At 71.5% G+C, this 14,952-nt stretch carries 13 protein-coding genes and 1 pseudogene; 8 read left to right on the top strand and 6 right to left on the bottom strand.

Annotated features, from left to right (window positions below; genetic code table 11):
- Positions 1-47 precede the first annotated feature (47 nt).
- The 5 genes and pseudogenes from OG875_RS30765 to OG875_RS30785 all read left to right on the top strand — a co-directional run bounded on the left by OG875_RS30765 (position 48) and on the right by OG875_RS30785 (position 6,805).
- Positions 48-437: a hypothetical protein gene (locus tag OG875_RS30765; RefSeq protein WP_330177511.1), complete on the top strand. Its 390-nt coding sequence runs from the start codon at positions 48-50 to the stop codon at positions 435-437.
- A complete protein-coding gene (locus OG875_RS30770; RefSeq protein ID WP_330177512.1) occupies positions 434-4,888 on the top strand; it encodes an nSTAND1 domain-containing NTPase in 4,455 nt (1,484 codons plus the stop codon). Before OG875_RS30765 ends, OG875_RS30770 begins: the two co-directional genes overlap by 4 nt.
- A 693-nt stretch (positions 4,889-5,581) precedes the next feature.
- Complete coding sequence (locus tag OG875_RS30775) at positions 5,582-5,776, top strand: hypothetical protein (protein ID WP_330177513.1); 195 nt, start codon at positions 5,582-5,584, stop codon at positions 5,774-5,776.
- Positions 5,758-5,970: pseudogene (locus OG875_RS30780) on the top strand (IS5-like element IS4811 family transposase); the annotation flags it as partial. The gene OG875_RS30775 and the pseudogene OG875_RS30780, both read left to right, overlap by 19 nt.
- Positions 5,971-6,172: 202 nt before the next feature.
- Positions 6,173-6,805: a LysE family transporter gene (locus tag OG875_RS30785; RefSeq protein ID WP_330177514.1), complete on the top strand. Its 633-nt coding sequence runs from the start codon at positions 6,173-6,175 to the stop codon at positions 6,803-6,805.
- A 910-nt stretch (positions 6,806-7,715) separates the two neighbouring features.
- Here OG875_RS30785 and OG875_RS30790 read toward each other — a convergent pair.
- A complete protein-coding gene (locus tag OG875_RS30790) occupies positions 7,716-8,447 on the bottom strand; it encodes a DUF7873 family protein (protein ID WP_330177515.1) in 732 nt (243 codons plus the stop codon).
- A gap of 433 nt (positions 8,448-8,880) precedes the next feature.
- Here OG875_RS30790 and OG875_RS30795 point away from each other — a divergent pair, with 433 nt between their 5' ends.
- Positions 8,881-9,402, top strand: coding sequence for an HAD domain-containing protein (locus tag OG875_RS30795; RefSeq protein ID WP_330177962.1), 522 nt, complete (start codon positions 8,881-8,883; stop codon positions 9,400-9,402).
- 214 nt (positions 9,403-9,616) lie between these two features.
- Here the strand turns inward: OG875_RS30795 and OG875_RS30800 are convergent, their stop codons facing one another.
- From OG875_RS30800 to OG875_RS30810, 3 genes are all read right to left on the bottom strand, one after another.
- Positions 9,617-10,429, bottom strand: coding sequence for a phytanoyl-CoA dioxygenase family protein (locus OG875_RS30800; RefSeq protein WP_330177516.1), 813 nt, complete (start codon positions 10,427-10,429; stop codon positions 9,617-9,619).
- Between the two features lie 297 nt (positions 10,430-10,726).
- The gene (locus tag OG875_RS30805) at positions 10,727-10,897 is read right to left on the bottom strand and encodes a hypothetical protein (protein WP_330177517.1); all 171 of its coding nucleotides are present in this window, start codon (positions 10,895-10,897) and stop codon (positions 10,727-10,729) included.
- A gap of 90 nt (positions 10,898-10,987) precedes the next feature.
- Complete coding sequence (locus tag OG875_RS30810) at positions 10,988-11,182, bottom strand: hypothetical protein (RefSeq protein ID WP_330177518.1); 195 nt, start codon at positions 11,180-11,182, stop codon at positions 10,988-10,990.
- A 39-nt stretch (positions 11,183-11,221) separates the two neighbouring features.
- Here OG875_RS30810 and OG875_RS30815 point away from each other — a divergent pair, with 39 nt between their 5' ends.
- A complete protein-coding gene (locus OG875_RS30815) occupies positions 11,222-11,629 on the top strand; it encodes a hypothetical protein (RefSeq protein ID WP_330177519.1) in 408 nt (135 codons plus the stop codon).
- 234 nt (positions 11,630-11,863) lie between these two features.
- On the opposite strand, the gene OG875_RS30820 is transcribed toward OG875_RS30815, so the two are convergent.
- Entirely contained in the window at positions 11,864-13,429 is a 1,566-nt protein-coding gene (locus tag OG875_RS30820) for an IPT/TIG domain-containing protein (RefSeq protein WP_330177520.1), read from the bottom strand.
- Positions 13,430-13,806: 377 nt separating this feature from the next.
- Between OG875_RS30820 and OG875_RS30825 the strand changes: the two genes are divergently transcribed.
- Positions 13,807-14,055, top strand: coding sequence for a hypothetical protein (locus OG875_RS30825; protein ID WP_330177521.1), 249 nt, complete (start codon positions 13,807-13,809; stop codon positions 14,053-14,055).
- Between the two features lie 117 nt (positions 14,056-14,172).
- Here the strand turns inward: OG875_RS30825 and OG875_RS30830 are convergent, their stop codons facing one another.
- The gene (locus OG875_RS30830) at positions 14,173-14,619 is read right to left on the bottom strand and encodes a hypothetical protein (RefSeq protein ID WP_330177522.1); all 447 of its coding nucleotides are present in this window, start codon (positions 14,617-14,619) and stop codon (positions 14,173-14,175) included.
- Positions 14,620-14,952: the final 333 nt, after the last annotated feature.

Consider the following 14,952-nt stretch of genomic DNA (forward strand, 5'->3'; position numbering starts at 1 on the left):
GTTGACCGGTACGGGCGGACCACGGAGTCCGGGCGAGGGGAGAACACATGACGTACCCGGTCGAACCGACCGCGCCCGTGGTCCGTGGCGTCGGCCACGCCGGGGATGCCGACGCTGCCGCGCCGCGCGGACGGCGGGACGAGACCCGGACGCGGACCGGGGAAGTGGTCGACAGACTGGTCGGGGCGGCGAGTCCGGGGCGGGTCGTGACGCGGGCGACCCGGACGCCGAACAACATGCCCGCCGGTATCCGGCACGTCCCGGAGGACTTCCTGACCGCCGTCCGCGACATGCCCGACGGCCCCGGCACCATCGGCGTGGCGTTGGGCCGGACCCTTGTCGCCGACGCGGGCCCGGTGATCTCCCGTACGACCGGGCGGCCCGGCTGCACGGTGACCCCGACCTGGCGACGCCCGCCGGACCGGACGGCACGATGACGCCGGCCCGGGGACCGGAACAGCGACCGGCGGCAGGCGGCCCGAAGCCCCTGGACGGCGCGCTGCTGCGCATCCTGGACACGTCCGGGCGACCCGTCGGCGTGGGCTTTCTGGTGTCCGACACACTTGCCCTGACCTGCGCGCACGTGGTCTCCGCGGCCCTCGGTACGCCGGCCGGCACACCACCGGAACCCGGCGCCCGCGTCTCGGCCGACCTGCCTCTCGTGCCCCACACGCCCCGTACGGACGCCGCCGTCGACGTGTGGGTGCCACCGCGGGGGCCGGACGGTACGGCATCGGGCGCGGCGTCCGCAGTGACTTCCGGCACGGCGGATGTCGCCGTGCTGCGGTTCCCGGCTCCGTTGCCCGGCGCCGGTCCGGTGCGGCTGGTCGACGCGGACGGACCGATGGTCGTGGACAGGTCGACGGTCGCGGGCGGACCGTCCGCCGCGTCCGCCACCGACGCGACGGGCGCGCTGTGGGGGCACCGGGTGCGTGCGTTCGGGTTGCCGGCCGGTCGTCCGGGTGGGGTGTGGCACGCGGGGGTCCTGCGGGGTCGGCAGGCCGACGGCTGGGTACAGGCGGATCTCGTCGGTGAGGGCTACCCGGTGTCGCGGGGCTTCAGCGGCGGCCCCGTGTGGGACGAGCGGCTGTCCGGCGTGGTCGGCATGGTCACGGTGGCCGAATCCGGGCAGCCCCACGTCAGTTACCTGATCCCCACCCGCGCCCTCGTGGCCGCCCGACCCGAACTGCGCGCCCTCGTGGCACCCGCCTCGCCGTTCCGCGGACTCGCCGCCTACGAGGAGGCCGACGCGCACCTCTTCCACGGCAGGCGGCACGAGAGCGAGCGGATCGCCCGCACACTCGGCGAACACCGGTGGGTCACCCTCGTGGGCCCCTCGGGCTCCGGCAAATCGTCACTGGCCCTGGCCGGCGTGGCCCCCCGACTGCGGGCACGCGGCGCCCGCGTCGTCGTCATGCGCCCCGCGTCCGGCAGCAGCCCCCTCGCGGCCCTCGCCTCCGCGCTGCTCCCGCACCTGGAACCCGACCTCCCCGAGACCCGACGGCTCGCCCGCCTCCCCGAACTCTCCGACGAGCTGCGCCGCCACGGCCTCACCGCCCCGGCCGACCGCCTGCTCCGGCTCCAGGGCGCCCGCCAACTCCTCCTGATCGTTGACCAGTTGGAGGAACTGCTTCCGCAACACCCGGACGCCGTGCGCGACCTGGCCGACGTACTGTTCGCCCCCGACGCCCTGCCGTCCGCCGTTCGCGTCCTCACCACCCTGCGCGCCGACTTCCTCGAACCCGTCCTCGGCCACCCCCACCTCGGACCCGTCGCCGCCCGCCACCTGCACGCCCTCGCCCCCCTCGGCCGGGACGGCCTGCGCGACATCGTCACCACCCCCGTCGACACCCTCCCCGGCGTCTCCTACGAGCCCCACCTCGCCGAACGCATCCTCACCGACACCGGCACCGAACCCGGCGCCCTGCCCCTCCTCGCCCTCACCCTCGATCTCCTGTGGCAGCGGCAGACGGACGGAGTGCTCACCCACCACGCGTACGACGAACTCGGCGGCGTCACCGGCGCCCTCGGCAACCACGCCGACCGGGTGTGGGCCGCACACGTACCACCCGGCGACGAGGCGACCGCCCGCCTGCTGTTCACCCACCTCGTCCGGCTGCTCCTCGGCGCCGCCGCGGGCACCCGACGGCTCGCCCGGCGCGCCGACCTCGGCGAGGACCGGTGGCGCGTCGCCCAACACCTCGCCGCGCACACCCGGCTCCTCGTCACCGACCGCGGCGCCGACGGCACCGAGACCGTGGAACTCACCCACGAGGCGCTGATCGGCGCGTGGGACAGACTCGCCGCATGGGTGGCCGAGGACCGGTCCTTCCTCGGCTGGCGGGAGACCGTACGACACGAGAAGGACCGCTGGCAGGAAGCGGACCGGGCCCCCGAACACCTGCCGACCACCGCGACGGCGGCCGGCGCCGACCAGTGGCTCCCGGAACGCGCCGCCGTGCTGACCGCGGCCGAGCGGGACTACCTGACGGCCGGCCGCACCCACCGCCGCGCGAAGGTCCGCCGTCGCCGGGCCCTGTTCACCGTTCTGGTCACGGTCCTGACGTCCGCCCTGGTACTCGGCGGCCTCTCCCTCGCCGAACGCCACAACAGCCGGGAACGCGCCGCCTTCGGCGCCTCCCGCGCCCTCGCCCAGGCCGCCCAGGAGGCGACCGGCACCGACCCCGCCCGCGCCGCACTGCTCTCCCTCGCCGCCTACCACAGATCACCCACACAGGAGGCCGAGAACGAACTGCTGCGCCAGTACCTCCAGTACACGGACTACGACCGGGTGCTCTCCGGCGAACTCGGCGACACCGCCTTCGACCGGAGCCACGACGGCGACGTGGTCCTCGCGACGTCCAAGCGCTCCGGGGTCACCCTGTTCGTGGCCGCCCTGACCGGACCGGTACGCACCGTGCGCGTGCCGTCCACCGACAAGGTCCAGTACGTGATGGTGTCCGCCGACGGGTCACGCGCCGCCTACGTGCAACACGACGGCAGGGCCGTGTGGTTCGCCGTACGCCCCGACGCGAAACACCCCGCCGGGCCCCTGCACCGGCTCCCCGACGCCCCCGGCATCGGCACCAACTGGAGCGACACCGTCACCCCCGCGATGTCCCTCGACGGCACGATGATCGTCGCGCACGTCCGCGAACGCATCGTCCGGTGGAACCTGGACAGCGGCCCGCACGGCGCCCTCGCGGGAAATCTCCCCGCGCCGAAGGGCCTGGAGTTCCGCATGTGGCCGGCCCCCGACAACCGGACGCTGCTGGTCCCCGTCTACAAGCGGTTCCGCGCCTTCGGGGAGGGCGAGAAGGGCAGCCTCCTCGCACTCGACCTCGTGACGGGCAGGAGCCGGCTCGTACTGCGCGCCGACGCCGACCAGATCCGCGTCTCCGGCGACCGGACCCGCGCCGTCCTGTGCCATGTGCGGGGCGACACCACCGAGATCACCGTCCACCGGGTCACCGACGGCTCACGGGAGGGCATCGCCTACCGCGAGAAGAACGCGGACTTCACGTCGAGCACCTGCGGGGCGCAGTCCGTCGACCGTTCCGGCCTCCGCGTCGCCCTCAGCTCCCCCAAGGGCCTCAGCGTCGTCGACATGCGCGACGGCACGGTCCTCTCCCGCAACGGCCTGCCCGCCTCGACCTCCTCCCTGGCCAGGAGCAGCCCCTGGCTCGTGGAGAGGGACGGCCGGCTCTACTACCTCCGCCACGACGAGTCGATGATCGGCTACGTCCGACTGCGCCCCGGCCACTGGTTCCTCGACGTCGCCCAGCAACTCCTCACCCGCGACGGCACGTACACCATCAGCGTCCTGGCGGACGGCTCCCGCATACAGCGGCACCACGCGCGCAAAGCCGCCCCCCGCGCCGTCGCCGACGTGCCGCGCCGCAGGCCCCACTGGGTGCCCGAACGCAGCGAACCCCTCGCCCTCGACCGCACCGGACGGCTCGTCGCCGACCGCGAGGGCGCGAACATCGTCACCGTCCGCGACACCACCACCCTGCGCCGCACCACGACCGTCACCACCGTCCCGCCCCCACGCCTGTCCGGCTCCGCGCCCTCGATCGCGGACATCGGCGGCGGCGGCGACGGCGGTGCCGAACGGCCGGCGTACGACTTCACCTACTTCTTCGACCACTCCGGCAACCTCGTCACCGTCTCGGGAACCGTCGTCGAACAGTGGGACCCACACACCGGCCGACGGCTCACACGTTTCGACGCGGCGGCCGTCCGCTCCCGGGCCGGAGGCGCGAAGGACTCGGACCTGATGATCGGCCCCTACCCGGCGAGGAACCGGGTTGCCGTCGTCGTCCTGGACCGGCCCGGCATCCACATCGTCGACATCACCACCGGACGCACCACCGAGACCGTGAAGACCGGCGACGACATCCTCGCCTCCCACTTCGACGCCACCGGAACATACGTCGCCATCCTGCGCCGGGGCTCGGTGCTCGAACTCTGGCGGAACGGCGACCCGCCCCACAAGGAGATCGGCCCCCTGCGCAGCATCGCCGAGTCGGACTCCACGCCGTACGCCGCCGGATTCCTGGACGGCGGAGGCCGCTACCTCCTCGCGGCGAACAACGCCGTACGCGTCTACCGCATGGGCCGGCCCGGCTACGAGACCTTCTACTCCTTCACCGGCCCCCGCGACAGCGCACTCGACGGCCGGCACGCCTTCATGGGCGCCTCCGCGGACGGCGGCACCGTCCTCCACATCGGCCCCGACGGCATCGGCGGACCACTCCACCTGGCGCCCGACCGCTGGTACCGCGAACTGTGCGCCATCATCGGCGACCGACAACTCACCCCCGGCGAAGTGGACCTGCTGCCCGCCGACCCGGGAACCCGGAAACCCTGTGCCGAAACCGACTGAGTACCAGCCGCCGTCGGTTCACAGCCGGCGACGAGATTTCCGGCCTGTTCCTGTTCTTACCTGGTGAGCGCCAAGGAGGAGGCAGAAGATGAGCAGGACCGCCCGCATCACACAGGCGACCACGATCGGGATGCGCGTCACCGATGAGCAGCAGGCAATCGAGTTCCACGTCGGTGAGCTCGGCTTCGAAGTACGCCGGGACGTGCCCTCCGGAGTCGCTTGGTGCCGCACAGCACCGGGTCCTGTGACCGCCGCCGACACGCCATCGACGCAGTCTCGAAGTCACGAGGCATCATCAGGGGTTCACCCGCGTTCGCCCGTTCAGCCTTTCCTTCGCCCGTTGCTCCCCGATGGCCGAGGTGCCCTCGGGTTCGAACGCGCCGCTTCACACCCCGCCGTTACCAGTGACGCAGGGGAGCGGGGGCGGGCCCTCGACGCCGGCCCGAAGGTCAGCCTGTCGCTACCCCCTTCACATGACTGGACTCACCTACCTGGAGCGACCTCGTGTCGCGCACTGGACACGTCAGTTGGCGGGATTCACCAGGTGAAGTGCGCTCACGCTTCGGCACACTGGCCACCCGCCCGCGTCGATGCCGCAGTGGGACCGCACAGGCCGAGGCCGACTACGCTCCCCTGAGCCACGTCGCTACCGGACTCGCCGACCGCGCGCCGCGAGGCAGGAACGGGGGAGGCATGGTTGTGGAGCCACTCATAGCAGCGGTGCGGAGCGGGGACGCGCGGGCGGTGGACGCGCTGCTGGCAGCGGGCGCCGACGCCGAAACGGTCGACGAGTTCGGCGCCTCCGCACTGTGTGTGGCGGTGGACGCCTTCGACCTGAGGGTCGTCGAGGCTCTGATCGTGGCCTGGGCCAACGCCACCTCAACCTGACGATCAAGACCGTCAGCCGGCCCAAGGACACCTCCGGCTTCATCGTCCTGCCCCGCCGCTGGGTCGTTCAACGGTCCCTGGCCTGGATGATGAACGCCCGCCGCCATGCCCGGGACTACGAACGGCTCATCCAGCACTCCGAGACGCTGATCACCTGGGACGCCATCACACTCATGACTCGCCGCCTCAGCCGTGGAGCGGGACGCCCCTCACGTCATCGTTCGCAGTGAGCCCGGCCCGGTCCGCACCCAAAAATGATTTGCCCGTGCGTCCGCGTTGCCGACAGGATCCGCCCATGACCACGACTATCGCCTTCCTGCCGCTGACTTCCACCGCCCGGTCGGTGCGAGTCCAGCAGCAGCCGGGCCGACTGCGAAGGCCTAGCTTCCCTCGCTCGTGATCACCGTACTGATCGCGGGGCTCCTCGCGGGTTACGGCATTGCCATGCCAGTGGGAGCGGTCGCGACATACCTGGTGGCTCTGACAGCCCGGACGTCTCTGAGAATTGGTGTGTTCGCCGCACTGGGTGTCGCAACCGCTGACGGCCTTTACGCATTGATCGCCGTGACCGGGGGCTCCACGATTGCTCCCCTCATCGAGCCAGTCCTGCTTCCTCTGCGATGGGCTTCCGCCTCGGTGCTCATCGTGCTGGCCCTCTGGATGGGTGCCACGGCCATCCGCCAGTTCCGCAAGCGGCGGACGGCGATCCGAACCGATAAGACGCCTCTCACGCCTGTTCGGGCCTACGCGGCATTGCTGACGATCACGATGATGAACCCCATGACCGTGATTTACTTCGCGGCACTCGTGCTCGGCAGTGACATCGCAACTGCTGCCACCCACGTGGAGCAGGCCCTATTCGTCTTCGCCGCGTTCGCGGCTTCCACCAGCTGGCAGTTGTTGCTCGCCGGCGGCGGAGCACTGCTGGGCCGAACGTTGACTGGCAGCCGCGGTCGGCTCATTACCACCGTGGTCTCCAGCAGCCTGATTACCGCACTCGCCATTCACCTCGTCATCTCACCGTCCTGACGCGACTCGACCGCTGAGAACACCACTCAGCGAATTCCCGAGGCCGCTGGCCAGCAAGACTGACCAGCGGCCTCCGTCGTCTTCATGGCACAGCCTTCAGAAACAGGCACGAGCGTCCACTCCACCGCCTGCCGCGCCCATCAGCATGCGGCCGGGGCCCGGAGGCGGGGTGACCTGCGCAGAAGGAGCCGCCACCTTCCGGGTGTGAGCCGGACCTGTCACCGTCCCCGCCGGGTCCGGCGGGAGAATCCCGAGGCCACGATGACCACCACCCCCGTTCCGCGCGCCCCGCACCCGACCAGATCAGGAGCGCCCCGGCCCCCAAGCCGACGAAGCGAACCATCTCCGCATCTGCGTGGAGCATCGCGACCCGGTGCACTAGGCGAAGCACGAGACGGGGAGATGCCCCGTGCGGCCTGACCTGCGACCGGGAACGCTCACCGGGTTGAGTGGTCCGGCCGCAGTGGGCAGAACCTGCCGCCTGCCCCCCTGCGCTTCCCGCGCCCGCGGGCCGGAACGTGACGGAGCCCGAGAGCATGTCCAGCTCCCGGGCTCCAGCTTGCCACCCATTTGCGCACACCGGCGGCGTTTAAGAACCGCAGGTCATGTTGAGATCGACGTGTTCTGCCTTTGAACTACAGCGCCACGAGAGAGGCGCCGGGGGGACTTGAACCCCCATCCGTCGATTTTCGCCCGCGCTCGGTCGATCCGGTGTTCGGCGGCGAATACTGAGACTGGAGCGAGAATCTGAGTTTCACGGGGCCGCCTCTGCCAGGCTTGGGCCACCCCCGCACGTGGTGCGGGGAGAGGGATTCGAACCCCCAACTGACACCCCTCATCAGCTTCAACATCAGTTTCAGCTTGCGCTCATCGCGCACCCTCCGCTCGCGACGGAGGGCGTATGTGGGGGCTACCGGAAGAGGTAGCCGAATACCGCGTCGCCGACCCGCTGGTCGGTGACCTCGGTGTTGTTCGCTTCCTCGCGGGCGAACTTGACGGACTGCTGGAGCTTCTCGACGCGGTCGAGGAGCTCGTTGACCCGCCGGGCGGGCAGCGCGCCGGAGAACTTCACCGTGGTCCAGTAACCGACCGGGACGTCCTCGTAGTACACCTCGACCTGCGCCGGGTGCTTCTCCGTGGCCTCGGCCTTCACGTGATTGCGCGGAACCTTCTTCGTGCGGATGGTCCGCACCGGGTCCGTCTTCCACGAGTCGGTCGAGGGATCCAGGTTCCACGACTCGGAGGCGTCGAGCACCGGCAGCTTGCGCACGAAGGTGTGCAGGTCCGTGAGTTGCTTCTCCAGGAACAACAGGTACGGCACGGGCACCTGGGTCAACAGCACCGTACCGTCGACCACCACGTCCGCGACCGCGGACCGGTTCGCCCAGTCCTTCGTCGCAGTCACGTCGAAGAGCCGCGTCAGTGTCCCGGCGGTCGCCCGCAGAGCGTCCTCGGCCTTGATCTGCACCCGCGTGGACTCGGGCGGCAGCTGCTCACCCTCCTCGTCCTTGGGCTGGTAGGTCCGGGAGATGCCGGCCAGCAGGGCGGGCTTCTGCACGTCCTGGTGAGCCTGGGTAAGCTCCTGGAGGGCCTTGGACTTGACGCCCTTTTCGACAGCGATGATCTGATTCAGCTTCGGCACACGGCGAACCTAACAACCCTGCGTCGCACGCACATCCGATTAAACGCGAACGGTCGCCGACCCGCAGGCGGCCGCCCCTCCGGCGACCCGTGCGGCGCATCGCAAGACGGAGGGTCACGGCTCCTGCCGGACGTACCTCGGTGGTCCCCCAACACGTCGAGGCGCGCCGTGCCCGCTGTCGCGACACGGTGAACTTTTCCGGACACAGCAACAGGTTCTTTCCCGATCTTGTGCCCGCAGGACAGGCACCCCCTTCCAGCGGGGAGCGCCCGCGGCCACCGACCATCCCGATCGGCACACCAGGTCCATCCCCGCACGCGCGGGGAGCACTCGGAGATGACCACCAGGTCCTCCGTGTCTCCGGGGGACCCATTCCCGCAGGGCCTTGGTCATCGAGGCAGTCCTCGGTGCGATCTATCGCTATCGTGCTTCGGTGACTGGCTCGGTGCAGCGTCCGCTGCTGTTTCTCGATGTCGATGGACCACTCATCCCGTTCGGGGCGGTGTCCCAGGTGTATCAGACCTCTGCGACGGGTGCCGAACCACTTGGCGCCGACGCGAATCCGCTTCTGACCAGGATCAATCCCGCACACGGACCCCGGCTGACGGAGCTCTCGTGCGAGATGGTCTGGGCGACGACATGGATGGCTGACGCGAACGAGTGCATCGCGCCCCGCATCGGTCTGCCGCAGCTGGCAGTGGTGGTCTGGCCGGAGCCGTCCGACATCGACGACCAGGATGAGCGGATCGGACTGCACTGGAAGACCCGCGCACTTGTCGAATGGGCGGCGGGACGCCCGTTCATCTGGGTCGACGACGAGGTCACCGACATCGATCGGGCCTGGGTCGCCGCCCATCATCAGGGGCAAGCCTTGCTCCATCGTGTCGATCCCCGTCATGGCCTGACGGACAGCGACTATGCCGCTCTCGACTTGTGGCTGCGACAGCCCGTCTGACTCCCCATTGCCCGGAGGAGGCCTCGCGGACTGGATGGCGACGAAGTTGCGGTGGGCAGTTGCCCGTGCCGCGCCCGGTGGGGGAGTTCTCCCCCTGGAGGATGGAGCCCGGCGTACAAGCCGGCTCCGCGGCGGCGCGGACCGCCCCCGCTCTGACCTCCATTTCCTTTCCCTCCTCACGAGCCCCCTTGCCGGCGATGGTCGTGAAGCACGTCTATCCGGCGCCGCGGTCGGTGCCGTCTGCGTTCGGGCCGGGGGTGTCCTGTCCCAGGCCGCGGCGGATCGCGATCTCCACGGGTGAGTACGCGCCGTCGGCCCGCTCCAGTTCGTACGGTGCGGCCGGCAGCAGCGGCGGCTGCGCCATAAAGCGTGGGCGCACCCCGTGGTGCGGTTGCGCCGCGTGCACCAGGAACGGATGGCACAGGAAGACGTCGCCCGGGGACCCGGTCGCAAGGGCGAGCGGCCGGTGGTCGGACGCCGCCACCAGATCGGGGGCGAGAGTCAGCCCGCTCGCCCCGTCCTCCCCGTACTTCTCCAGCACCTTCGGCACGTCGAGGTGTGAACCGACCCGGATCCGGGTCGGCGCGTCCTCCTCACCCACCTCGCTGAACAGGAACAGCATCAGCAGCGCCCGGCCCTGGGAGCGCAGATTCGTGAAGTACCAGCTCTCACCCTCCGGCAGATAGCTCCCCTCGATGTGCCAGCCCGCGTCTTCCGGCTCCTCCTCGTGCGGGAAGCGCAGCGGGAACGTGCCCAGCGAGTAGCGCGGCTCCCAGCGCCCCGCGCCGACGAGCAGGTCGTACGCGCGCTGCAGCGACGGGGAGTTGGGTGCGGCAGCGAACGGCCCCTGCGCCATGCCGCCCACCCAGTGGACGGGCTGTGTCCACGTCGACGGGTCATCCGGGGCGCGGCCCGTCTCCCGCCACAGCAGCCGCGCGCAGTCCGCGGCCACGCGCGGCGCGACGGCGCCCTCCAGCTTCACGAAGCCGTCGCGGAGAAAGCGGGAAATCAAGGTCGTGTCATCCATGTCCCCATCGTGCGGTGACGCCGACCCCGGTCACCCGACATTCTCCGCACCGCTTTTGTCGGGTGATCACCGGAGCGCCTGCTCATCGGTCAGAAACTCCACCGGCACGAGGCGGACCGCAGCCTGCTCCGGCACCCGCCCGGCGATCTCTCCGCGTACCCAGGCGGAGCCCCCGGCCGGTGTGCCATCCGACCATGATCGTTCTCAGCGCCAGCGCTGTACCGATGTTCCCCGAGGCCGGGTAGGGGCCCGACCTTTGTGCACCGGTCTCCGCTGTTGCTCGGGTGGTACCGGTGTTCAGAGGGTGATCAGCCGGACGGCGGTGACGGTGAGCGCGGCCGGGGCGCTGACGAAATACACGACGATCGATTTGGCTTCGGGGAGGGTGATCTCGCGGTAGTCCCGTTCCCGCGCCCGGGGCGCCGTCGACCCGTGACCGTAGGAGTCCTTCGCGATGGTGGAGCGCATCGCGCCGTCGATCTGCGTACGGCGCCGGTGGGGCAGACTGCGCAGCGAGGCTTCGGCCGGCCCGGCGTAGGCGCTGCGGTACGACGCCAGCTACGCGGCCCCGCCGAGCGGGACCAGGTCGCCGTTCTCATCCACGGTGCCCGCACCGGTGCAGTCCCCGGCGCGCAGCCGGGCGGTGTCCGCGTCGGTCTCCTCGACGGCGCCGGGCACGGTCACCAGCGCCCACCAAACGAACCGCGCCGTACGCACCTCGCCCGGAGCACCCGCGGCGTCCAGCTCCTCCATGAGGCCGCGACGTGGACGGCGCTGATCGGCGGGGAGCCGGTGCGGATCCCGGCGACGATCGACGCGGCCCGCCTGCGCGCGGTGTGCGCGGCGATCGACGGCCGCCGTGCGTACAAGGGGCTGCAACTGCCGGACGCGACAGGGGAGGACATCCTCGCGGCGCTCACGCAGCTTGCCGAGGCGAGGGCCGAACTGGAGGCGCTGGAGAGGGATCTCACCCGTGCCGCCCGCACCCGCAGAATCTCCTGGGAACGGGTCGCCCGCACCCTGGGCCTCGCGTCCCGTACGAGTGCGGAGAGCCGGTTCGTCCGGCTGGAGCGCGGCTGTCGTGAGTCGCCGCGGCGACCGGAACCCGGGTCGGCTGCGGGCAGAGCGGGCAGAGCGGGCGGCTGCCCGGCGAGGCGGGGAGTAGCCGGGCCGTCGTACGGGTGCCCGCCTGGTCGGTGAACGGTCGGCGTGCGCGCGTCCGGTGGCAGACGGCGGTCACGTCGTCGGGGGTCCGTGCCCGGAGGTCTCCTTCGCCGCCCGGCCCGGGACGGGCGGGCGTGGACTGCGGGGTGCGGTGCCGGGATCTCTCCCGGCACCGCACCCCGCGGCTTCACCGTGCGGCATCCCGTCCAGTACCGGACTACTTCTGAGGGGTTCCGTGTCCGGTGGAGTGCTGGGATGCCGCGTGCTCGGTCAGGGGCAGGTGACCAGGACGATGGAGATGACGGTGCAGGTTGCTTTGGCGGTGTCGTTGGCGGGGTTGGGGTCGTTGGGTGTGCTGGCGGTGCGGGTGCCGGTGACGGTGACGTGGCCCAGGGAGAGCAGGCTCAGCGGGACGCGGAAGGTCTTGTCGGTGTGGGTGCCGTTGGCGATGGTGCCGTAGGCGCAGGTGACGGTGGAGCCGGTGACGGTGCATCCCGGGGAGAGGTTGGTGGCGGTCGCGCCTGCGGGCAGGGCGGCGGTGACGGTGGCCGAGGTGACCTCGCCGGGGCCGGTGTTCGCCGCGCTCAGGGTGTAGGTGAGGTAGGGGACGAGGATGCCCAGGTGGGGCTGCGCGTTCAGGTCGACGTCGATGTCGGCGGCCGGGACGACGTAGGTGTACTGGCCGGCACTGGTGACGGCACTGGTGCCGCCGGGTGTGGTGGCCTGGACGTCGACGGTTCCCGTGCCGGGCGGCGCGGTCACGGTGCAGGTGGTGTCGGTGCAGGTGACGTCGGTGGCCGGGTTGCCGGGGCCGAAGGTGATGTCCGCGCCCTCCAGGCCGGTGCCGGTGACGGTGACGGCGGTGCCTCCTTCCGCGGGGCCGCTGCCCGGGCTGACGGAGGTGATGGTGGGAGCTTCCCGGGTGAACACGAACACGACGCTGCCGTTGCCGGCGTTGGCGCCGTCGTTGAGGGTGACCGGTGAGCCGGGGACGGTGCCCGAGACCAGACTTGAGCCGCCGCCACCTCCGCCGCCGGCACCGCCGGTCGCGTTGGTGGCGGTCGCGCCACCGCCGCCGCCTCTGCCGCCGCCTCCGTAGCCGGCGCCGCCGCGCCCGCCGAATCCGGCCGGTATCGGTCCGGACTGGGCGACGGCGCCGCCCGGGGCGTTGGGGAAGCCGCCGGGAGACCCGGACGCGCCCGTGCGGGTTCCGGTTCCGGCCGCGCCCGCGGCGCCGCCGGCCGTCGCGGTGCCCGCACCGCCGCCGCCGCCTCCCCAGGTGGGGGCCTGGCCCGCGCCGTTGGGACCCGCACTGCCGCTGTCCCCGCCCGGGGTGCCGGGGAAGGCCGGCGAGCCGAAGCCCGTACCGCCCGCGCCGCCGCCCGAGCCCGCCGTCAGCAGAGGCGCGGACGCACCGGTCGTCACGGCGACGAGTCCGCCACCACTGGCAGCCGCTCCGTTCGTCGCGGCACTCGCGCCCCGCAGGCCGACGACGACGTTGAAGGTCTGGCCCGGGGCGACGGGTATGGTCGCGACGACGTGGGCGCCCTTGCCGCCGGGGGCGCCGTCGTTGGCGTTTCCACCGCCGGCGCCGTCGAGGGTCACCACGGCGCTGGAGACGTTGTCAGGCACCGTGGCGCTTCCCGTGCCGCCTGCCGAGCAGGTGATCGTGGTGGTCGCTCCCGTCACGACGGGTTCGGCGCACACCCCGGCCGCCGACGCCGGTGTCGCCAGAACCGTGAGGCCGCCCGCAGCCAGCGCGGACGTCGCGGCCACCGCCAGCAGCCGATGCCGCCACCGGTGGCGCGGCCGGGGTAACGCAGCAGTCAAGGACATGGAGATCTCCCCCTCTTCCTCGTCCGCACCCCGGCGGCGGGAACCGGCAGGCCCCAAGGACCGGCGGAGGTGCGGTCACACAGGACGAGCCGCTCCGCGGCGGCAACCACCCCCCGCCGTGGAGCAGGCTCTCTCATGCACCACCGCGACGGGCAGCCCCGCCACGACAGCCGGTGACCCGAACACCCCGGAATGACCGGTAATGACAAGTCCCTGACATCATGTCAGTGACATTTCACCCACGCACCGAAACTTCACAGTTGGTCCATAACTGACCAGAACATGACCCAGGAATGTTCGCTTCTGTCCCTTCTCCTCGGGGTGCTTGACCAGGTCCCCGGGGGGTCGACGAGCTCGACGCGGCCCGCCTGCGCGCGGTGTGCGCGGCGATCGACGGCCGCCGTGCGTACAAGGGGCTGCAACTGCCGGACGCGACAGGGGAGGTCATCCTCGCGGCGCTCACGCAGCTTGCCGAGGCGAGGGCCGAACTGGACGCCCTGGAGCGCGATCCCACCCGTGCCGCCCGCACCCGCAGGACTCCTGATCACGGGTGGCTCACGCCCTGGACCTCGCGTCCCGTACGAGCGCGGAGAGCCGGTTCGTCCGGCTGGAGCGCGCCGTTGTGAGCCGTCGCCGCGACCGCGACCCCAGTCTCCTGCGGGCAGAGCGGGCCGCCGCCCGGCGGCCCGCCTGATCGGTGTGACTGAGCGTTGGCGTTGGCCCCGGTCGGCCGAGTCCGGTGCTCACCTCATATGCGGCCGGAGAACAATCAGGCCCGGATTCGGGGGCGTGCGCCCTCGGCCCGAGCTGCCGGCGGTACGGCCGAGTCCGGTGCGGAATCGTTCCCGTCCTGTCTCGGTGCTTGCTTCCCACACTCCTGCGGCGTCACCGGATACCGGCATGGACCGGAGCCCGTACTCCTGTGAGCGGAATCCGGCGTCGACCACGTTCTGGTCCAGCGTCCCCGTCGCGGTGAGCGCTGCATGACCGCAGGACACCGCGTCATCGGGCCTTCCGGAGCCGCTGGCCGGCAGGGCGTAACGCAGGACGGGGACGGCGAAGAAGGCACAGGTGCCGGCCACGTCGGCGATCTCCTCGTCGCCCGGCTGCAGTTCGAGGAATCGCTCCAGCGCACGTACGCGCTCCGCGACGTCGGGGAGCGGACGGTCGACGGCTCCTGCGCGCAACACGTGCGCGGCGTCTCGGACGACGCGGCGCCTCCCTGCGCGCCACCAGGGCCCCGGGGCCCGCAGCCCGGCTCCGTTCCGCCCGCCGACGGCTCGGAGGGCTGGATCGGTGAGCGCCCGCGTACCGATCCCGGGGGCCGGGGCGTGCCGGGCGTGCGTTTCCATGCCCCGGGCAACGCGGGAAGATCCGTGTCCCGCACTTCCCGGGCAGCGGGCAGGGACACGACCTGCTCATGAAGGCGGGGGTTCGCACCTTCTCCACGACCGGCGCCGGAGTTCGAGACCTGCCGGAGTGGTCTGTCGTGGGCCGGTCCCGGCGGCTCGTTCATCCCGCCG

Origin of the sequence: Streptomyces sp. NBC_01498 (assembly GCF_036327775.1) — a bacterium.
Taxonomy (GTDB): Bacteria; Actinomycetota; Actinomycetes; order Streptomycetales; family Streptomycetaceae; genus Streptomyces.